Origin of the sequence: Exiguobacterium sp. CH10 (assembly GCF_018617635.1) — a bacterium.
Taxonomy (GTDB): Bacteria; Bacillota; Bacilli; order Exiguobacteriales; family Exiguobacteriaceae; genus Exiguobacterium; species Exiguobacterium aestuarii_A.
Map to the genome: position 1 here is coordinate 317,481 of NZ_JACSKO010000003.1, position 16,259 is coordinate 333,739.

Genomic DNA, 16,259 nt, shown 5'->3' on the forward strand with positions numbered 1-16,259 from the left:
GAGGATGAAGCATGATCGACATCATGGCGACTAAAAAGCCGGGCATCGTATCACCGAAAGGATTTCAAGCGTGTGGCATCCATGCGGGACTAAAACGAAAACGTAAAGATTTGGCGTTACTCGTTTGTGAACGACCAGCGAGTACGGCAGCGGTCTATACGACAAATCACTTTCAAGCGGCACCGATTCAAGTGACGAAAGCATCACTGGCCGAATCAAATGGGTACATTCGGGCAGTATTGATCAATAGTGGTAATGCGAACGCGTGTACAGGAGAACAAGGATTGACAGACGCCTATACGATGCGTGACGTGACGGCGACACAACTAGGAGTGAAACCAGAAGAGGTGGCGGTCGCCTCGACAGGTGTCATCGGTCAGCCGCTCCCGATGCCCCCGCTCGTTAATGGAATCGGTCATCTGCAACCGACAGACGCGTGGGAAGGTGGACAATCGTTCGCTGAAGCCATTTTGACGACTGATACCGGGACGAAACAGACGAGCGTCCAGTACGAAGAGGGAGAAGTGACCGTGACCATCGCGGGAGTCGCCAAAGGATCGGGGATGATTCATCCGAACATGGCGACGATGCTCGGATTCGTCACGACGGATGCCGTCATCTCACCAGAGCTTTTGCAACAAACGTTAAAGAAAAGTGTCGACGCCTCGTTCAACAACATCACGGTAGACGGGGATAGTTCGACGAATGACATGGTACTCGTCATGGCGAGCGGTGCACTCGAAATGGAGGAAATCAAAGAGGGAACTTCAGCACATGAGGCGTTCCAACAGGCGTTGACAGAGGTGTGTCTAGACCTTGCCAAAGCGATTGCGAAAGACGGGGAAGGTGCCACAAAACTCATTGAAGTCAATGTCAGTGGAGCCACATCCGACCAAGAGGCTCGAACAATCGCTAAGCAAATCGTCGGATCTTCCCTCGTGAAGACAGCGGTGTACGGTCAAGATGCCAACTGGGGAAGAATAATTGCCGCCATCGGTGCCGTTCCGTTCCCGGTGAACGTCGGAGCAATCGATCTTCACATCGGAAGTCAACTCGTCCTTCAGAACAGTACGCCTGTCTGGTTTGATGAGACGTATGCGACAGAAGAGATGAGTCGGGATGTCGTCACCATCACGGTCGACTTGAATGACGGGGAAGGAAGCGGTCAGGCATACGGGTGTGACTTGACATATGACTACGTCAAAATCAATGCGAGTTATCGGACATGAAGAAGCGGAAAGTCATCAAACTGGGCGGTAGCGTTTGGGACTCGATTGCACCTGAGTACTTTGAGGAGTGGCGTGACTGGATTGAAGCGGGTAATGAACTGCTCATCGTTCACGGGGGTGGACCAAAACTATCGGCGTACTGCACGTCTCAACAGATTGAACCGTTCTTTTTAGACGGACGTCGCGTGACGACAGACGAAGTATTGATCGGGGCTTGGCGAGTATTGGCTGGGGAAATGCAGACAGATGTCGTGTCGACGCTGACACAACATGACATCGATGCGTTTGGCTTATCAGGTGTCGACGGGAATGCGATTGTTGGTCACCGACTCACCGGCCTCGGGAAAGTTGGTGAGGTGGTAGCGATTCGAAATGACGTATTCGAACAATTAATGGATTCTGGTCATGTGCCGGTCGTGACATCGGTGATTGCGAGCGCGGACGGACCGCTGAACTGTAACGGCGATGATTGTGCGGTGGCACTTGCTGTTTCGTTACAAGCGGACGAATTTGAACTTCTGACAGATGTAAATGGCATTCGTATTCATGGTGAATTCCAAACAACGTTACATGAGCGTGACGTACAAGAAGCGATTGCGAATGGAGAGATCTATGGCGGGATGGTACCGAAAGTAGAGGCATTACTAGCAGCAGTGGCAGGTGGGGTCAAAAGTGCCCGTATCCGAGATGGCAGTGACGCAACACTGGAAGGGACAAGTTTATGGGAGGGGAACTATGAATTCGCTTTTACCGACATACGGACCACGAACGATTGAGATTGCGAAAGCGAGCGGATCGTACGTGACGGATGTATCAGGAAACACGTACTTAGACTTTGTGATGGGGATTGCCGTGTGTGGGACAGGACATCGTCATCCATACGTGCAGCAAAAGATTGAAGAGCAATTGAATCAGGTGTGGCATACATCAAACTTATATGTGATATCCGGTCAGCAGCAGGTTGCAGAGAAATTGATGGAAGGAACACATCTTACGCAAGCCTTCTTTTGTAACAGCGGAACAGAAGCGAATGAGGCGGCCTTCAAGTTGGTACGCAAATGGACGAAAAAGACGAAAATCATTACCTTCACTCAGTCGTTCCATGGACGCACGTTCGCGATGCTCGGGGCGACCGGGCAAGATAAAGTGAAACAAGGATTTGGACCGATGGTGGACGATTTCATTCATGCGCCATTCAACGATATGAATGCACTAGACTTAATCGATGAAGAAACGTCCGCTGTTTGGCTCGAGATCGTGCAGGGCGAAGGGGGTGTCGTCGTGGCGGATCAATCGTGGTTACAGGCGTTGCAAGAAATGACTGACAAGTATGACGTGAAAATCGTCGTCGATGAAGTGCAGACCGGCATTGCTCGTACCGGAACACGTTTCGCCTTCGAACAAACACCGCTTCAACCTCATATTGTCACGTTGGCGAAAGGGTTAGGGAGCGGCATCCCGGTTGGGGCGATGTTGACGACCGAAGAAGCGACGGTGGTCTTTGGACCTGGGAGTCACGGTTCGACTTTCGGTGGAAATCCGTTGGCGATGGCTGCGGCAGAAGCGACGCTCGATGTTCTCTTCACACAAACGTCCCTTCAACATGTCAAAGACATGGGAGATTACTTGAAGAAGGGACTCACCCGATTCGTGGACGGAGAACGCTTCGTAGAAGTGAGAGGACTTGGATTGATGATTGGACTCGTTTCGACAGAACCGGTAGCCGAGTGGGTCATTCAACTGGCAGAGGCAGGGTTATTGGTCGTGATGGCGGGTCCCCAGGTCATTCGTTTCCTCCCCTCACTTCTAGTCACGAAATCCGAAATCGACGAGGCATTGACGAAACTTGAACACATCTTACAGAAGGAGGGCGTCGTATGAACGGAAGCATCAGCCTATTGAACGGGATGCAATTTACAGGAACTTGGGAGACGAGTGTACGACACGCAAGTGGCGAAGTCGTGTTCTTCACCGGGATGACGGGCTATCAAGAAGTGTTGACCGATCCGTCATACGCAGGACAAATCATCGCGTTCACTTACCCGCTGATCGGACAATATGGACTGGAATCAGACGGGAGCGAAAGTGCTCGCATTCAAGCGGCTGGCGTCCTCGTTCAGACACTGGCAGACCACGGGGATCGCCCTGCATTGAAGGAGTGGTTTGAAAAGGAAGGGATTCCGGTACTTTCACAAGTCGATGTACGTGCCCTCGTCCATGTGTTACGCGAAGAAGGGGATCAATTCGGAGTCATGTCATCAAACCCAGATGTGCACATCGGTATTCAACCTGTCAATCATCTGACAGCGCGTGTCACGACGACTTCTCAGGTTCTAGAAGGCAATGGTGAGAAAGGACATGTCGTCTGTCTCGACTTCGGAGTGAAGGCATCAATGGTTGGAGAAATCATGAAGCGTGGTTATCGCGTAACGACTGTTCCATATGATACGACGAAAGATGTCATTACGTCGTTACGACCGGATGCGATTTTAGTATCGAATGGCCCTGGGGACCCGCGAGACCATCTCGGACGGATTGAAGTCATTCGCGAATTGGCGCTATCGTATCCGACACTCGGGATTTGCATGGGACATCAGCTACTCGCCCTCGCGTTCGGTTGCAAAATTGAGAAACAAACATATGGTCATCGGGGCTCGAATCATCCGGTTCGAAACGTTAAGACGAACGAAGTGTGGATGACGTCACAAAACCACGGCTATGTGGTCGAGCGTATGAGTATCGAACAAAGCCCGCTCGAACTGCTCTATGAGAACGTGAATGATCATTCGGTTGAAGGGCTTGTTCATCCGAATGGGCGCTTGTTCACGACGCAGTTCCATCCAGAAGCGAGTCCGGGGCCAATCGATGCGCAATCCGTATTCGACCGTTTCGATGAAATGATTCAGCAAGGAGTGAACGTGTATGCATAAAAAGGTACTCGTCATTGGTTCAGGACCAATCGTGATCGGGCAGGCCGCAGAGTTTGATTATTCCGGAACACAAGCGTGCCAAGCGCTTCGTGAAGCCGGTTGTGAAGTTGTCTTATTGAACTCCAATCCTGCGACGATCATGACGGACCCTGGGATGGCAGATGCGACATATATCGAAGCAATGACCGTGCAAAAAGCGACCGCGATCATCGAGAAAGAACGTCCGACTCACGTACTCGCGACAGTCGGGGGGCAGACGGCATTGAACTTGGCGCTCGATCTCGAGGAAGCCGGAGTATTGGCGCAATATGAAGTCGAACTACTCGGGACGTCACTTGAAACGATTCGTGATGGAGAAGACCGTGAACGATTCAAACAAAAGATGGAGCTGTTACATGAACCGATTCCGACGTCGACGACGATTGAATCGATTGAAGAATTGACAGCTTTCATCAAGACGACGGGTGTCCCACTCATCGTTCGACCAGCTTTTACGCTCGGTGGAACAGGTGGCGGCATCGCGACGACGGAAGAAGAAGCATATACGATGGCGCGTCGTGGTCTTGAAGCGAGTCCGATCTCACAATGTTTAGTCGAGAAGAGTATCGCCGGCTATAAAGAGTTTGAATATGAAGTGATGCGCGATGCGTTCGGAACGTGCATTATCGTCTGCAACATGGAAAACATTGACCCGGTCGGTGTGCATACGGGGGACTCCGTCGTATTCGCACCGGCACAAACGCTATCGGATCAGATGCATCAAACGTTGCGGAGTGCTTCGTTCCGAATCGTATCCGAATTAGGTGTGATTGGTGGCTGTAACATTCAGTTCGCCGTTCATCCAACGAAGTCAGAGTACTACGTGATCGAAGTGAATCCTCGTGTCTCGCGGAGCTCAGCGCTCGCGTCAAAAGCGACCGGATATCCGATTGCGAAGATTGCGACACGTCTCGCTCTTGGGGAACCTTTAGACCGTTGCATCAATCCGGTCACAACAAACACAATGGCAAGTTTTGAACCGGCACTCGATTACGTTACGGCGAAAGTGCCCTGCTTCCCATTCGATTTGTTCGCCGAGACAGACCGTGCGCTCGGTCCACAAATGAAAGCGACCGGAGAGAGTATGGCAATGGGGAAAACGTTAGAAGAGGCATTGCAGAAAGCATGGCGTGGCGCCGGGATTGAACAGGCACCGCTTTATCCGAAATGGATGCAGGACGCTACCGTCGAAAGATTGATGAACGAAGTCGAGGCACCGACTGATCGTCGTCTGCATGCTTGTCTTGCCTTACTCGACCGTGAACTCGTGTCTGGTGACGCGTTACAGCAAATCACGGGCATCACCCCACACTTCATTCAGATGTTGAAGCGGATCATCCAGATGACGAAGCAAGATTTGATGGAACCGAGTCAGCTGTTACAGGCGAAGCGACTCGGATTCACGGACACGCAGATTGCCGAGATTATGAATGTACACGTCGCGGACGTCAAGGCGATTCGGGAAGTGGCTTCGATTCACCCGGTATACCAAATGATCGACACGTGTGCGGCCGAGTTCGAAAGCCAGACGTCATATTTTTATGGCTCATGGCACGGGACGACTGAAGTAAAACCGAGTGACAAGACGAAAGTTGCCATTATCGGTGCAGGACCGATTCGAATCGGGCAAGGCATTGAGTTCGATTACAGTTCCGTTCACGCGGTATGGGCGCTTCAAAAGCTCGGTGTGGAAACGATTATGATCAACAACAACCCAGAGACCGTGTCGACCGACTTCTCGATTGCGGACAAACTCTATGTGGAGCCATTGACGAGTGAGGATGTCATGCATGTGTTAGAAGCGGAAGGATGTCACGATGTGTTGATTCAGTTTGGAGGACAGACGGGGATTGCGCTCGCTCATGAATTAGAAGCGGCGGGGTATCACTTGCTCGGTGCGTCTGCGCAAACCATCGATCAAATGGAAGATCGGGAACGTTTCTATCAGTTCCTTGATTCGATTGAAGTCGAACACATCCCGGGAGAGGAAGTGTCTTCCCAAATAGAATTGAATGAGGCGGTACAACAACTTGGCTATCCATGTATCCTTCGCCCGTCTTACGTGATCGGCGGGAAAGGGATGCTGCTCATTCGTTCAGAGGAACAGTTAGCAGAGGCGTTACCGAGTCTTGCCTATCCAATCCTTGTCGATCAATATGTAGCGGGACGTGAGCTCGAAGTGGATTGTGTGACAGACGGGGAAACGGTGTATGTGCCAGTTATCCTCGAACAAATCGAAGCGGCGGGTGTCCATTCGGGAGACTCGACGATGGTTTTGCCGCCTGTCGAGACGAGTGAATCGATTCAAGGGAAAGTCGAATCGATCGCCAAACGAATCGGACGAGCGCTCGATTATAAGGGAGCCTTGAACATTCAGTTTGTGTTGAAGGAAGAAACGATCTATGTCCTTGAAATCAATCCGCGAGCATCTCGGACCGTACCGATTGTCAGTAAAGTGACGGGCGAACCGTTAATCGAATGGGCGACATATGCGGCTTACGGCTTGCCGTTAGCCGATCACGTTCCGACAAGTCCTTGCACATTGACGAACTATGCGGTGAAGACACCGATTTTCTCGAACGTCAAATTGCCGGGCGTCGACCCAATGACAGGTCCGGTCATGCGTTCGACAGGTGAGACACTCCAGTTCAGTTCACACCCGTATGTGCCAGAACGGTTTACGTATGATGCGTTAACGACACGGGTGATGAACCGTCCGCAGAGTGCATTTGGGGAAGGGTTTGAACAGTTCGGAAATACACCGCTCGCAGACGTCACAGATTTCCAAAATGTCGCCGTGTTATTCTCGGACGCTTTAGACGAGCGGGACTTACGCGAAATTGCCGTCCGAAATGGTGTTCATATCATCTCGTCACGACAGTTGGCTCAGTATTATCAAATGAGTCAGTCGCTGACCGACAATCCGGTTCAATCATTACAGTCCATTCAAATGAGAGAGGAAGTAGTTAAATGACAGTAAAGACGATGCAACACTTTTTGACGATGGAAGAACTGACACCGGACACGCTCGATGCGTTGCTTCAGTTGGCGCGCGACGTCAAACAGTCCCCCCAATCTTATGCGACCGCGCTGGCAGGTAAGAAAGTTGCGTTATTGTTTGAGAAGGCATCGACGCGTACACGTATGTCATTTGAAGTGGGTGTCGTCGAACTAGGCGGATACCCGCTCTTCCTCAGTGGTCAAGATTTGCAAATCGGACGTGGAGAACCATTGACGGATACGATTCAAGTGATGAGTCGGTATGTGGACGCATTGATGATTCGGACGTATGCCCATGAAACGGTAGAGACGTTGGCGCAACACGGGTCGATTCCGATTATGAACGGATTGACGGACTTGCATCATCCGTGCCAAGTGCTCGCAGATTTGTTGACGATTGAAGAACAATTCGGTAGTCGTTCGGGAAGAGTGTTGACGTATATCGGAGATGGGAACAACATGGCACATTCGCTCATGATCGGCGGTGCGCTGAGTGGGATGCATATCCGCATCGCTTCGCCGAGCGGATATACTGTCGATCAAGCGATTTATGAGAATGCACAGAAGTTGGCTCAGACGACTGGAGGCAGTATTACGTTGTTTGATGACCCGACGCTTGCTGTGAACGAGGCGGATGTTGTCTACACGGACGTCTTTGCGAGTATGGGACAAGAACAGGAAGCTGATGAACGACTGTTGAAATTCGAAGGATTCCAAGTGAACGGTCACTTGATGGCACTTGCGAAAACAGATGCGATTTTCCTTCATTGTTTACCGGCGCATCGCGGGGAAGAAGTGACGGCCGATGTGATTGATGGACCACGGTCATGGGTATTCGATCAAGCCGAGAATCGCTTACACGCACAGAAGGCTTTGATGCTGACATTATTGACGTAACGACAAAGGGTGACACGACGTGTGTCACCCTTTTGTTATAGGAACTGTGCCAATAAACCGAAAACTGCCAGTCCGATGATGATGTAGAAGAGCCATTTTCCGTCCCCAGAATGAATGATTGGGGGCGCGTAAGAACGTTGCTTATACTTCCCGTAGCGCATCGGGCGTGTATACGGGACGGCATACCGTGAGAGTGGAATGGCAAGTAAAAATCCTGCCAAGAAGCCATACACGTGGCCCCAAAGCGAAACGTTCGAACCGATGAGTGTAAAGACGGCACTGATGGCGACGAAGATATAGACCAAGCGGGCATCTTGGCTAAGCATCAACGTGCGGCGGAAGCGACCGATGAACACATAGAATCCGAGAATGGCCAAGATGGCACCTGACGCACCAGCTTGTAGATAAAACAAGTTACTGACGGTGAAGTAGGTGAACAAGTTGGCAAGTGCCCCGGCGAATACATAAAATAGAGCAAACTTCACATGCCCGACCATACGTTCCATCGCTGGTCCGAAGATGATCAGCGCAAACGAATTAAATAGTAAGTGGCCGAGACTCAAATGAATAAAGTTGGCCGTCACCAAGCGGTACCATTGTCCGTCGGCGAGTGCCAAATGAAACGACCCGCCTGTTGACACGATTCGTAAACCAGGAGCGAAAGAATCGATGACAAACACAAGGAGTTGGATTACAATGAACAGCGTTACGAGTGGATATGCCCGTACAAACGTTTGTACATTTTCCGTACGACTAAACATAACATCACCTCTTTCTCCAATTGTATAGGGAAACGGGGAAAAAAGGAAAGGAGCGAGTGTCCTGTGATTGTAGGAATCGGAGTCGATATCGTCGAGCTTGATCGGATGGCTCGCTCGATGAAACAACCGCGTTTTTTAAAACGTCTGCTCACCGATGCAGAGTATGGGCTTATTCAACAATACCCACTGCCGCGTCAAATCGAGTTTGTTTCGGGACGCTTTGCCGCAAAAGAGGCTTATGCCAAGGCAATTGGCACCGGAATCGCGCACGGTCTATCGTGGCGCCACATTGAAATTTTACCGGATGAGACAGGTCGACCTGTCATGACTGCGCCGTTTTCGGGACGAATTCATGTCAGCATCAGTCACAGCAGTGCATATGCCGTCGCACAAGTCATCTTAGAAGAGGAGGGGCAACATGTTTCGTCCTAGTCGAATCGAGATTGATCGGGCGGCCATCGCCCATAACATACAAGAGTTAACACAACGTATCCCGCAAGACATCATGGCGGTCGTCAAAGCGAATGCCTACGGTCATGGGGCTGTTGAAGTAGCGAATATCGCCCTTCAGAACGGGGCGACGATGCTTGGGGTCGCTTTATTAGAAGAAGCAATCGAACTTCGGGATGCAGGGATCGAGGCACCGATTTTAGTCATGGAGGCGCAATTTCCCCAATATGCAGGGATTGCAGCAGAACGAGACGTCACGTTGTCCGTTTTCTCTGCCGAATGGTTACAAGAAGCTGCTGATTATATAGAAGAAAAGCCGTTGACGGTTCATATTAAAGTCGACACAGGGATGGGGCGTCTCGGTCTTCGTACGCGAGAGCAGCTTGATGCGTTGCTTGAAGAAGCGAACGATTTATTTGTCATTGAAGGCATCTACACCCACTTTGCGACAGCGGATGAACTTGATAGCGACTTGTACTACACACAACAAGAACGTTTCGAACACTTGATGGATGGGCTACATGAGCGGTTCCGCTATATTCATACGTCCAATTCAGCAGGGGCCATCCGAATGGCAGGACAAGATGTTCCTTATAATTTGGTTCGTGTCGGGATTGCACTCTATGGTTTATATCCGTCATATGAGATGGAGACATTCTATTCGTTCCTCCGTCCAGCCTTTACGTTGAAGAGCCAGCTGATGCAAGTGAAGCGTCTTGAGGCAGGTCAAACGATTAGTTACGGAGCGACCTATACGACATCGACCGATGAATGGATTGGTACCGTTCCAGTCGGATATGCGGACGGCTGGTTACGGAAGGCGAGCGGATTTGAAGTTGAGGTGAATGGTGTTCGTTGTCCGATTGTGGGACGCGTCTGCATGGATCGCTTCATGATCCGACTTCCAGAAGAGTTTCCGGTAGGGACAGATGTGACCCTTGTCGGTGGAAACATCACCATTGATGAACTTGCGTCATATCTTGAGACGATTAACTATGAGATCGTTTGCCAGTTCACGAGTCGATTACCGCGTCACTATGTGTGAATCACAAATCGTGTGAAATTATCTGAATTCTTTCTCGATTTCTCTATATTTTCCCATTCCCGCGTGTTATATTGATAAAGAACGCGGGAGATTTTCCGCCAGTCCATGAAACGATTCTGGAGGTGTAAGATGTTGAAGCAGCGAACTGCGGGTGCGCTAGCGTCCGTCCCAGATCGGTTCTCGCAACAAGGGGGTCCGATTTCGATGAAAGACCGTGAAACACTGTCCTTGAACGATGTAGTGACATACTTGTCTAAAGAAATTGCTGATCGACAACAAACACTGCGTGAAGAATTGGCGAAAGGCTATCAAGAGATGGCCGCGTTTAACTTGAATATGGCAGAAGAGATGCTAACGATTGAAGCCGAAGCCGAACACGCTCTCTTACGTCAAGTAAGTGGGGTGTGAGCAGAGTGATCGTAAAGCGTGGTGACGTATTTTATGCGAATCTGTCGCCCGTAGTCGGCTCAGAGCAAGGTGGCGTTCGACCCGTTCTCATCGTACAGAACGACATCGGCAATCGCTTTAGCCCGACCGTCATTGTCGCTGCGATTACAGCTCAGATTCAAAAAGCAAAACTGCCGACTCATGTGGAAGTATATCAAGAGAAGCATGGACTCGAGAGAGACTCTGTGATTTTACTTGAGCAGATTCGAACGATTGATAAGCGTCGTCTGACGGATAAAGTCACTCATCTCGATGATGAGACGATGCATAAAGTTGACCGAGCGCTAGAGATTAGTATGGGATTGATCCCTCTCTAGCCTTACATAGATCAAGACTGGTACATAGGTATCGGTCTTTTTTTAAACATTTTTTAAAAAAGTGGTTTAAGATTTTGATAGTGGGGAATTAAAGTAAATCGTACTCAATTTATCTGTACGGACATTTAGGAGGGAATAGACGATGGATTTATCGATTCGTGAGCAAGTCATTGGAGAACAATTACACCTTTACGTATCCGGAGAAGTGGATACATATACTGCACCAAAATTGAAAGAAGTATTGCATCCGGCCATCAGTGAGCAAGATGTGGTCGTTCATTTAGATGAAGTGGAGTATATGGACTCGACAGGTCTCGGTGTGTTCGTCGGGGCGTTGAAAATCGCCACGCGTAACGAAAAAGAGTTGTCACTTGTCGGGGTTACGGAGCGAGTCAATCGTCTATTCGAATTGACGGGTCTTCACAAACTTCTTTCTATTAATTCGAACGTAAGAGGTGGCACGCAATGAACAATGTTGAACAGACGGTCATGACGTTCCCGGCCAAACCCGAATATGTCGGTGTGGTTCGATTAGTCGTTTCAGGAATCGCTAACCGTATGGGATATACGTACGACGAGATCGAAGATATTAAAATCGCGGTCTCGGAAGCATGCGGGAATGCAGTCCAGCATGCGTATGAAGATCATCAAGATGGAGAGGTCAAACTCGCTTGTGGAGTATATGCAGATCGTCTTGAAATCACGATTGAAGATTCAGGCAAGACGTTCGCAGATGATGTGAAACGTCAAGCGGCTCCGGTCGAAGAGACGACGGAAATTGAATCGCTCCACGAAGGAGGACTTGGTCTCTTCCTTATCGAAGCGTTAATGGACGATGTCTCGATCAATAAAGACAACGGTGTCAAAGTGACGATGACAAAACTCCTTAACAGGGACGAGGTGGATCAGAGTGCCAGCAAAATCTCAACAACGCCATCACAGTGATGACGAGGTACTAGAGTGGATTGAACGCTACCAACAAGACGATCAAAACGAAGAAGTGCAAATGCTACTCATCAATCGCTATTCAGACCTCGTTGAAGCACTCGCCCGTAAGTTTTCGCGTGGACGAGCGATTCACGATGATCTCGTGCAAGTTGGGATGATTGGGTTATTGGCGGCACTTCGTCGATTTGACCCAGAATTCGGTCGTAGCTTCGAATCGTTTGCCGTCCCAACCATCATCGGTGAAATCAAGCGATTCATCCGCGATAAAACATGGAGTGTCCATGTTCCACGTCGGATTAAAGAGCTCGGACCGAAAATTAAGAAGACGGTCGAAGAGTTGACGACTGAATTGCAACGTTCTCCGCGAATCGATGAGATTGCCGATCATCTTGGCGTATCAGACGAAGAAATTCTCGAAACGCTTGAGATGGGCAAGAGTTATCAAGCGCTATCGGTCGATAGTTCAATCGAAGCGGATAACGAAGGCAGTACGGTCACGTTACTCGACTTGGTCGGTAGCCAAGAGCGTGGATATGAATCGGTCGACCAACGTCTCATTCTAGAGAAAGCGTTCAACGTCCTAAATGAACGGGAACGCGCCATCTTAGAATGCGCCTACTATAAGAATATGAGTCAAAAAGAGACTGGAGAACTTCTTGGGATCTCGCAGATGCATGTCTCCCGTTTGCAACGGCGAGCACTCGAAAAACTGCGTGAAGCCATCAAAGTCCCACTCAATGAAGTATTCTCAAGCGATGACTAATCGAGTCATCGCTTTTTTGTTTGAATGTTTGCTACACTTTGGAAGAGATCATAAAAGGAAGTGATTCAAGTGATTACGAAAGTGGCTAAGGCGTTAAACTTGAAAGTGAACCAAGTAGATACGGTTCAACAGCTCGCATCTGAAGGGGCGACGATTCCGTTCATGGCCCGTTACCGGAAAGAAATGACGGGGAACCTGGATGAAGTCGAAATCAAAGCAATCTTGGACGCCCTTCAATATGAAGAAAGTCTGCAAAAACGGAAAACGGATGTTCTTGCTAAGTTAGAAGAGCTGGAAAAGAATACACCTGAACTAACGAAGGCGTTAGAGGCAGCGACAACCCTTCAGCAAGTGGAAGATATCTACTTACCATATCGTCCGAAACGGCGGACGAAAGCGGAACAAGGACGTGAGAAAGGATTGCAGCCACTTGCGGACTGGTTCCGAGACAAGTCTCCATACGCAACAGATGTGGTTGAAGAGCTCTCGAAGGGTGTAGCGCTAGAAGAAGCTCTTCCGCTCGTACATGCCATCATCGGGGAAGAATGGGGGGAAGAAGCAAAATTAAGACAGATGCTTCGTGACCGTGTTCGCAAAGAAGGATTGTTGCGTTCGAAGAAGAAAAAACAAGCGGAAGACGAAAAAGAGATCTTTGCGCAGTATTATGAATATGAAGAGAAAATTGCGGGGATTGTCCCACACCGTGTACTCGCCTTGAACCGTGGGGAGCGCACTGATGTCCTTCAAGTGAAAGTCATTTTTGACGAGACGCGTTTCATGGATCAAGCGCTTCGTACATATGAGCGACTTCCCAAAGAGAAACGTGAAGTTGTCGAAGCAGCTGTGACAGAGGCTTATAAAAAATCTGTCTTCCCAGCCATTGAACGAGAGATTCGTGGTGAATTGACCGACAAGGCAGAAGAGCAGGCAATCGATGTGTTCTCGAAAAACTTAAAGCAACTCTACATGCAACCGCCTCTTCGCGAGGTCGTCGTTTTAGGGATCGATCCGGCTTATCGGACGGGATGTAAGTGGGCGGTCGTCAATGAAATCGGAAAAGTCGAAGAGGTCGGTGTCTTCTATCCGACGGCTCCGAAGCACGATATCGATGGAGCGGAGAAAGTGTTAACGAGACTCGCGAAAAAGTACCCAATTTCCGTTATTGTCGTCGGAAACAGTACGGCATCAAGGGAGACCGAACAATTCGTTGCGGATTGGTTAAAGAAAGCAGAGCGTGAGATTGCTTACGCGATTGTGAACGAAGCGGGAGCGAGTGTCTATTCTGCATCGGAAGTCGCACGTAGTGAATTTCCGGACTTAAAAGTAGAGGAACGGTCAGCCGTCTCGATTGCACGCCGAATCCAGGATGCGATGGCAGAACTCGTCAAAGTCGACCCGCAGTCGGTTGGTGTCGGGCAATATCAGCATGATGTGAGTCAGAATAAACTGAAGGCATCTTTAGAATTCGTCGTGGAGAGCGTGGTTAACATGGTCGGAATCGATGTGAACCGTGCCTCGGAGTCTTTATTGACTTACGTATCGGGACTGAACAAAACGACTGCTAAAAATATTGTGGTATATCGTGAAGAGAATGGACGCTTTGAAACGAGAAAGGAAATTAAGAAAGTGCCAAGACTTGGAGCGAAGGCATTCGAGCAGGCGGCTGGATTCTTGCGAATTATGAATGGGAAGGACGTTCTCGACCAGACGGAGATTCACCCAGAGAGTTATCCCCTCGCATTATCAATCTTAAAAGAAATCGGATCCTCGAAAGCTGAGGTCGGAACAGCTGCATTGCGTGAACGGTTACAACAAGTTGATGCGAATGTATTGAGTGAGCGATTAGATGCGGGACTTCCAACTGTCGAGGATATCTTGAAGTCGTTAGCGAAACCAGGACGTGACCCACGGGAAGATATTCAAAAGCCGTTACTGCGCACGGACGTCATGAGTCTTGAAGACCTTCAAGTCGGAATGGAATTCCAAGGGACCGTTCGAAACGTCATTGATTTTGGTGCGTTCGTGGATATTGGTGTAAAACAGGACGGGCTCGTCCATATTTCGAAATTATCGAATCGCTACGTGAAGCATCCGTTAGATGTCGTGGCGGTCGGTGATATCGTTACGGTATGGATCGAACAGGTCGATGTCAACCGGGGACGAATTAGTTTGACGATGCTTGAACCGAACAGTTAATAAGAAGAAACTCGAATCAGGTAAAATGTTTTTCATTTTACCTGATTTTTTTTAGAAAAAGTGTTGACGGTCTTTTTGTACCGTGATATCTTATAGAAGTCGCCGAGAGACGGCATGCGAAATAAAAGTTTTTCTAAGAAAGTGATTGACAGGTTTCTGGTTTGCGGTTACAATATAAATCGTTACTTCGATAATTTCAAGCAACGTTCCGCAATAGCTCAGTGGTAGAGCAACCGGCTGTTAACCGGTAGGTCGTAGGTTCAAATCCTACTTGCGGAGCCATTTTATTTTGGAGACGTACCCAAGAGGCTATAAGGGGCTCCCCTGCTAAGGGAGTAGGCTGGGAAACCGGTGCGAGGGTTCGAATCCCTCCGTCTCCGCCACTTAAAATTACTTAGAAGACACATACACTGGCCCGTTGGTCAAGCGGTTAAGACACCGCCCTTTCACGGCGGTAACACGGGTTCGAATCCCGTACGGGTCACCATATATGGAGGATTAGCTCAGCTGGGAGAGCACCTGCCTTACAAGCAGGGGGTCGGCGGTTCGATCCCGTCATCCTCCACCATTTCAAATAAAAACGTAATCTGGTCTTGTGGTGTAGGGGTTAACATGCCTGCCTGTCACGCAGGAGATCGCGGGTTCGAATCCCGTCAAGACCGCCATTTACGTTGGGCTGTAGCCAAGTGGTAAGGCATCGGATTTTGATTCCGACATGCGAAGGTTCGATCCCTTCCAGCCCAGCTTTTATTTGAGTCATTAGCTCAGTTGGTAGAGCATCTGACTTTTAATCAGAGGGTCGCAGGTTCGAGCCCTGCATGACTCACCATTTTAATTTCATACGCTGCGGTCGTGGCGGAATCGGTAGACGCGCTAGGTTGAGGGCCTAGTGGTGGTTAACACCGTGGAGGTTCAAGTCCTCTCGACCGCACCATATGCACCCTTAGCTCAGCTGGATAGAGCGTTAGACTACGAATCTAAAGGCCGGGAGTTCGAATCTCTCAGGGTGCACCATTCTTTTTTATGGGCCTATAGCTCAGCCGGTTAGAGCGCACGCCTGATAAGCGTGAGGTCGGTGGTTCGAGTCCACTTAGGCCCACCATTTAAACTGACGAACTTTGAAAACTGAACGATGAGGCAAAAATAAGTTTTACAATTTTTGAATGAAGCGCAAGCTTCGTCAATTTAAGAGCTATATCAAATTCTTTGGAGAGTTTGATCCTGGCTCAGGACGAAC

General features: G+C 49.4%; 15 protein-coding genes and 10 tRNA genes. 24 read left to right on the forward strand and 1 reads right to left on the reverse strand.

The window, feature by feature from the left end; genetic code table 11:
• Positions 1-11 precede the first annotated feature (11 nt).
• Genes argJ through argF form a run of 6 tightly spaced genes read left to right on the forward strand, consistent with a single transcriptional unit; the run spans position 12 to position 8,095 of the window.
• Positions 12-1,229 carry a bifunctional glutamate N-acetyltransferase/amino-acid acetyltransferase ArgJ gene (gene argJ, locus KNP04_RS12080; protein ID WP_214876391.1) on the forward strand — a complete coding sequence of 406 codons (1,218 nt, stop codon included), beginning with the start codon at positions 12-14 and terminating at the stop codon, positions 1,227-1,229.
• On the forward strand, positions 1,226-2,005 hold the full coding sequence (argB, locus tag KNP04_RS12085) for an acetylglutamate kinase (protein ID WP_214876393.1): 780 nt from the start codon (positions 1,226-1,228) through the stop codon (positions 2,003-2,005). The genes argJ and argB overlap by 4 nt, the downstream gene beginning before the upstream one ends.
• Positions 1,965-3,110, forward strand: a complete 1,146-nt coding sequence (locus KNP04_RS12090; protein ID WP_214876395.1) for an acetylornithine transaminase — start codon at positions 1,965-1,967, stop codon at positions 3,108-3,110. The genes argB and KNP04_RS12090 overlap by 41 nt, the downstream gene beginning before the upstream one ends.
• Entirely contained in the window at positions 3,107-4,159 is a 1,053-nt protein-coding gene (locus KNP04_RS12095) for a carbamoyl phosphate synthase small subunit (RefSeq protein WP_214876397.1), read from the forward strand. Before KNP04_RS12090 ends, KNP04_RS12095 begins: the two co-directional genes overlap by 4 nt.
• Positions 4,152-7,172, forward strand: a complete 3,021-nt coding sequence (carB, locus tag KNP04_RS12100; RefSeq protein ID WP_214876399.1) for a carbamoyl-phosphate synthase (glutamine-hydrolyzing) large subunit — start codon at positions 4,152-4,154, stop codon at positions 7,170-7,172. Before KNP04_RS12095 ends, carB begins: the two co-directional genes overlap by 8 nt.
• The gene (gene argF / locus KNP04_RS12105; RefSeq protein WP_214876401.1) at positions 7,169-8,095 is read left to right on the forward strand and encodes an ornithine carbamoyltransferase; all 927 of its coding nucleotides are present in this window, start codon (positions 7,169-7,171) and stop codon (positions 8,093-8,095) included. The genes carB and argF overlap by 4 nt, the downstream gene beginning before the upstream one ends.
• 35 nt (positions 8,096-8,130) lie before the next feature.
• Here argF and KNP04_RS12110 read toward each other — a convergent pair whose 3' ends face one another.
• Entirely contained in the window at positions 8,131-8,856 is a 726-nt protein-coding gene (locus tag KNP04_RS12110) for a rhomboid family intramembrane serine protease (RefSeq protein ID WP_214876403.1), read from the reverse strand.
• Between the two features lie 63 nt (positions 8,857-8,919).
• Here KNP04_RS12110 and acpS point away from each other — a divergent pair, with 63 nt between their 5' ends.
• The 18 genes from acpS (at position 8,920) to KNP04_RS12200 (ending at position 16,124) form a co-directional block, all read left to right on the forward strand.
• Positions 8,920-9,288, forward strand: a complete 369-nt coding sequence (gene acpS, locus KNP04_RS12115; RefSeq protein WP_214876405.1) for a holo-ACP synthase — start codon at positions 8,920-8,922, stop codon at positions 9,286-9,288.
• Positions 9,275-10,351: an alanine racemase gene (gene alr / locus KNP04_RS12120; RefSeq protein WP_214876407.1), complete on the forward strand. Its 1,077-nt coding sequence runs from the start codon at positions 9,275-9,277 to the stop codon at positions 10,349-10,351. Before acpS ends, alr begins: the two co-directional genes overlap by 14 nt.
• A 129-nt stretch (positions 10,352-10,480) precedes the next feature.
• Positions 10,481-10,759: a hypothetical protein gene (locus KNP04_RS12125; RefSeq protein ID WP_026824473.1), complete on the forward strand. Its 279-nt coding sequence runs from the start codon at positions 10,481-10,483 to the stop codon at positions 10,757-10,759.
• 5 nt (positions 10,760-10,764) lie between these two features.
• Entirely contained in the window at positions 10,765-11,115 is a 351-nt protein-coding gene (locus KNP04_RS12130) for a type II toxin-antitoxin system PemK/MazF family toxin (protein WP_026824472.1), read from the forward strand.
• 142 nt (positions 11,116-11,257) lie between these two features.
• Positions 11,258-11,584 (forward strand): STAS domain-containing protein, encoded by a 327-nt coding sequence (locus KNP04_RS12135; protein ID WP_214696023.1) that lies wholly within the window; start codon positions 11,258-11,260, stop codon positions 11,582-11,584.
• The gene (gene rsbW, locus KNP04_RS12140) at positions 11,581-12,060 is read left to right on the forward strand and encodes an anti-sigma B factor RsbW (protein WP_214696024.1); all 480 of its coding nucleotides are present in this window, start codon (positions 11,581-11,583) and stop codon (positions 12,058-12,060) included. Before KNP04_RS12135 ends, rsbW begins: the two co-directional genes overlap by 4 nt.
• Positions 12,026-12,826 (forward strand): RNA polymerase sigma factor SigB, encoded by an 801-nt coding sequence (gene sigB, locus KNP04_RS12145; RefSeq protein WP_015880560.1) that lies wholly within the window; start codon positions 12,026-12,028, stop codon positions 12,824-12,826. The genes rsbW and sigB overlap by 35 nt, the downstream gene beginning before the upstream one ends.
• Positions 12,827-12,895: 69 nt before the next feature.
• Positions 12,896-15,022 (forward strand): Tex family protein, encoded by a 2,127-nt coding sequence (locus tag KNP04_RS12150; RefSeq protein WP_214876409.1) that lies wholly within the window; start codon positions 12,896-12,898, stop codon positions 15,020-15,022.
• Positions 15,023-15,229: 207 nt separating this feature from the next.
• Positions 15,230-15,304: transfer RNA gene (locus tag KNP04_RS12155), tRNA-Asn, on the forward strand.
• 9 nt (positions 15,305-15,313) lie between these two features.
• A tRNA-Ser gene (locus tag KNP04_RS12160) sits at positions 15,314-15,405 on the forward strand.
• Between the two features lie 29 nt (positions 15,406-15,434).
• Positions 15,435-15,509 (forward strand) — tRNA-Glu (locus tag KNP04_RS12165).
• 5 nt (positions 15,510-15,514) lie between these two features.
• Positions 15,515-15,590: transfer RNA gene (locus tag KNP04_RS12170), tRNA-Val, on the forward strand.
• A 21-nt stretch (positions 15,591-15,611) separates the two neighbouring features.
• Positions 15,612-15,687, forward strand: a tRNA-Asp gene (locus KNP04_RS12175).
• A 7-nt stretch (positions 15,688-15,694) separates the two neighbouring features.
• Positions 15,695-15,766: transfer RNA gene (locus tag KNP04_RS12180), tRNA-Gln, on the forward strand.
• Between the two features lie 9 nt (positions 15,767-15,775).
• Positions 15,776-15,851: transfer RNA gene (locus KNP04_RS12185), tRNA-Lys, on the forward strand.
• Positions 15,852-15,868: 17 nt separating this feature from the next.
• A tRNA-Leu gene (locus tag KNP04_RS12190) sits at positions 15,869-15,956 on the forward strand.
• A gap of 3 nt (positions 15,957-15,959) precedes the next feature.
• Positions 15,960-16,036: transfer RNA gene (locus tag KNP04_RS12195), tRNA-Arg, on the forward strand.
• 11 nt (positions 16,037-16,047) lie between these two features.
• Positions 16,048-16,124, forward strand: a tRNA-Ile gene (locus KNP04_RS12200).
• The last annotated feature ends 135 nt before the right edge of the window (positions 16,125-16,259 follow it).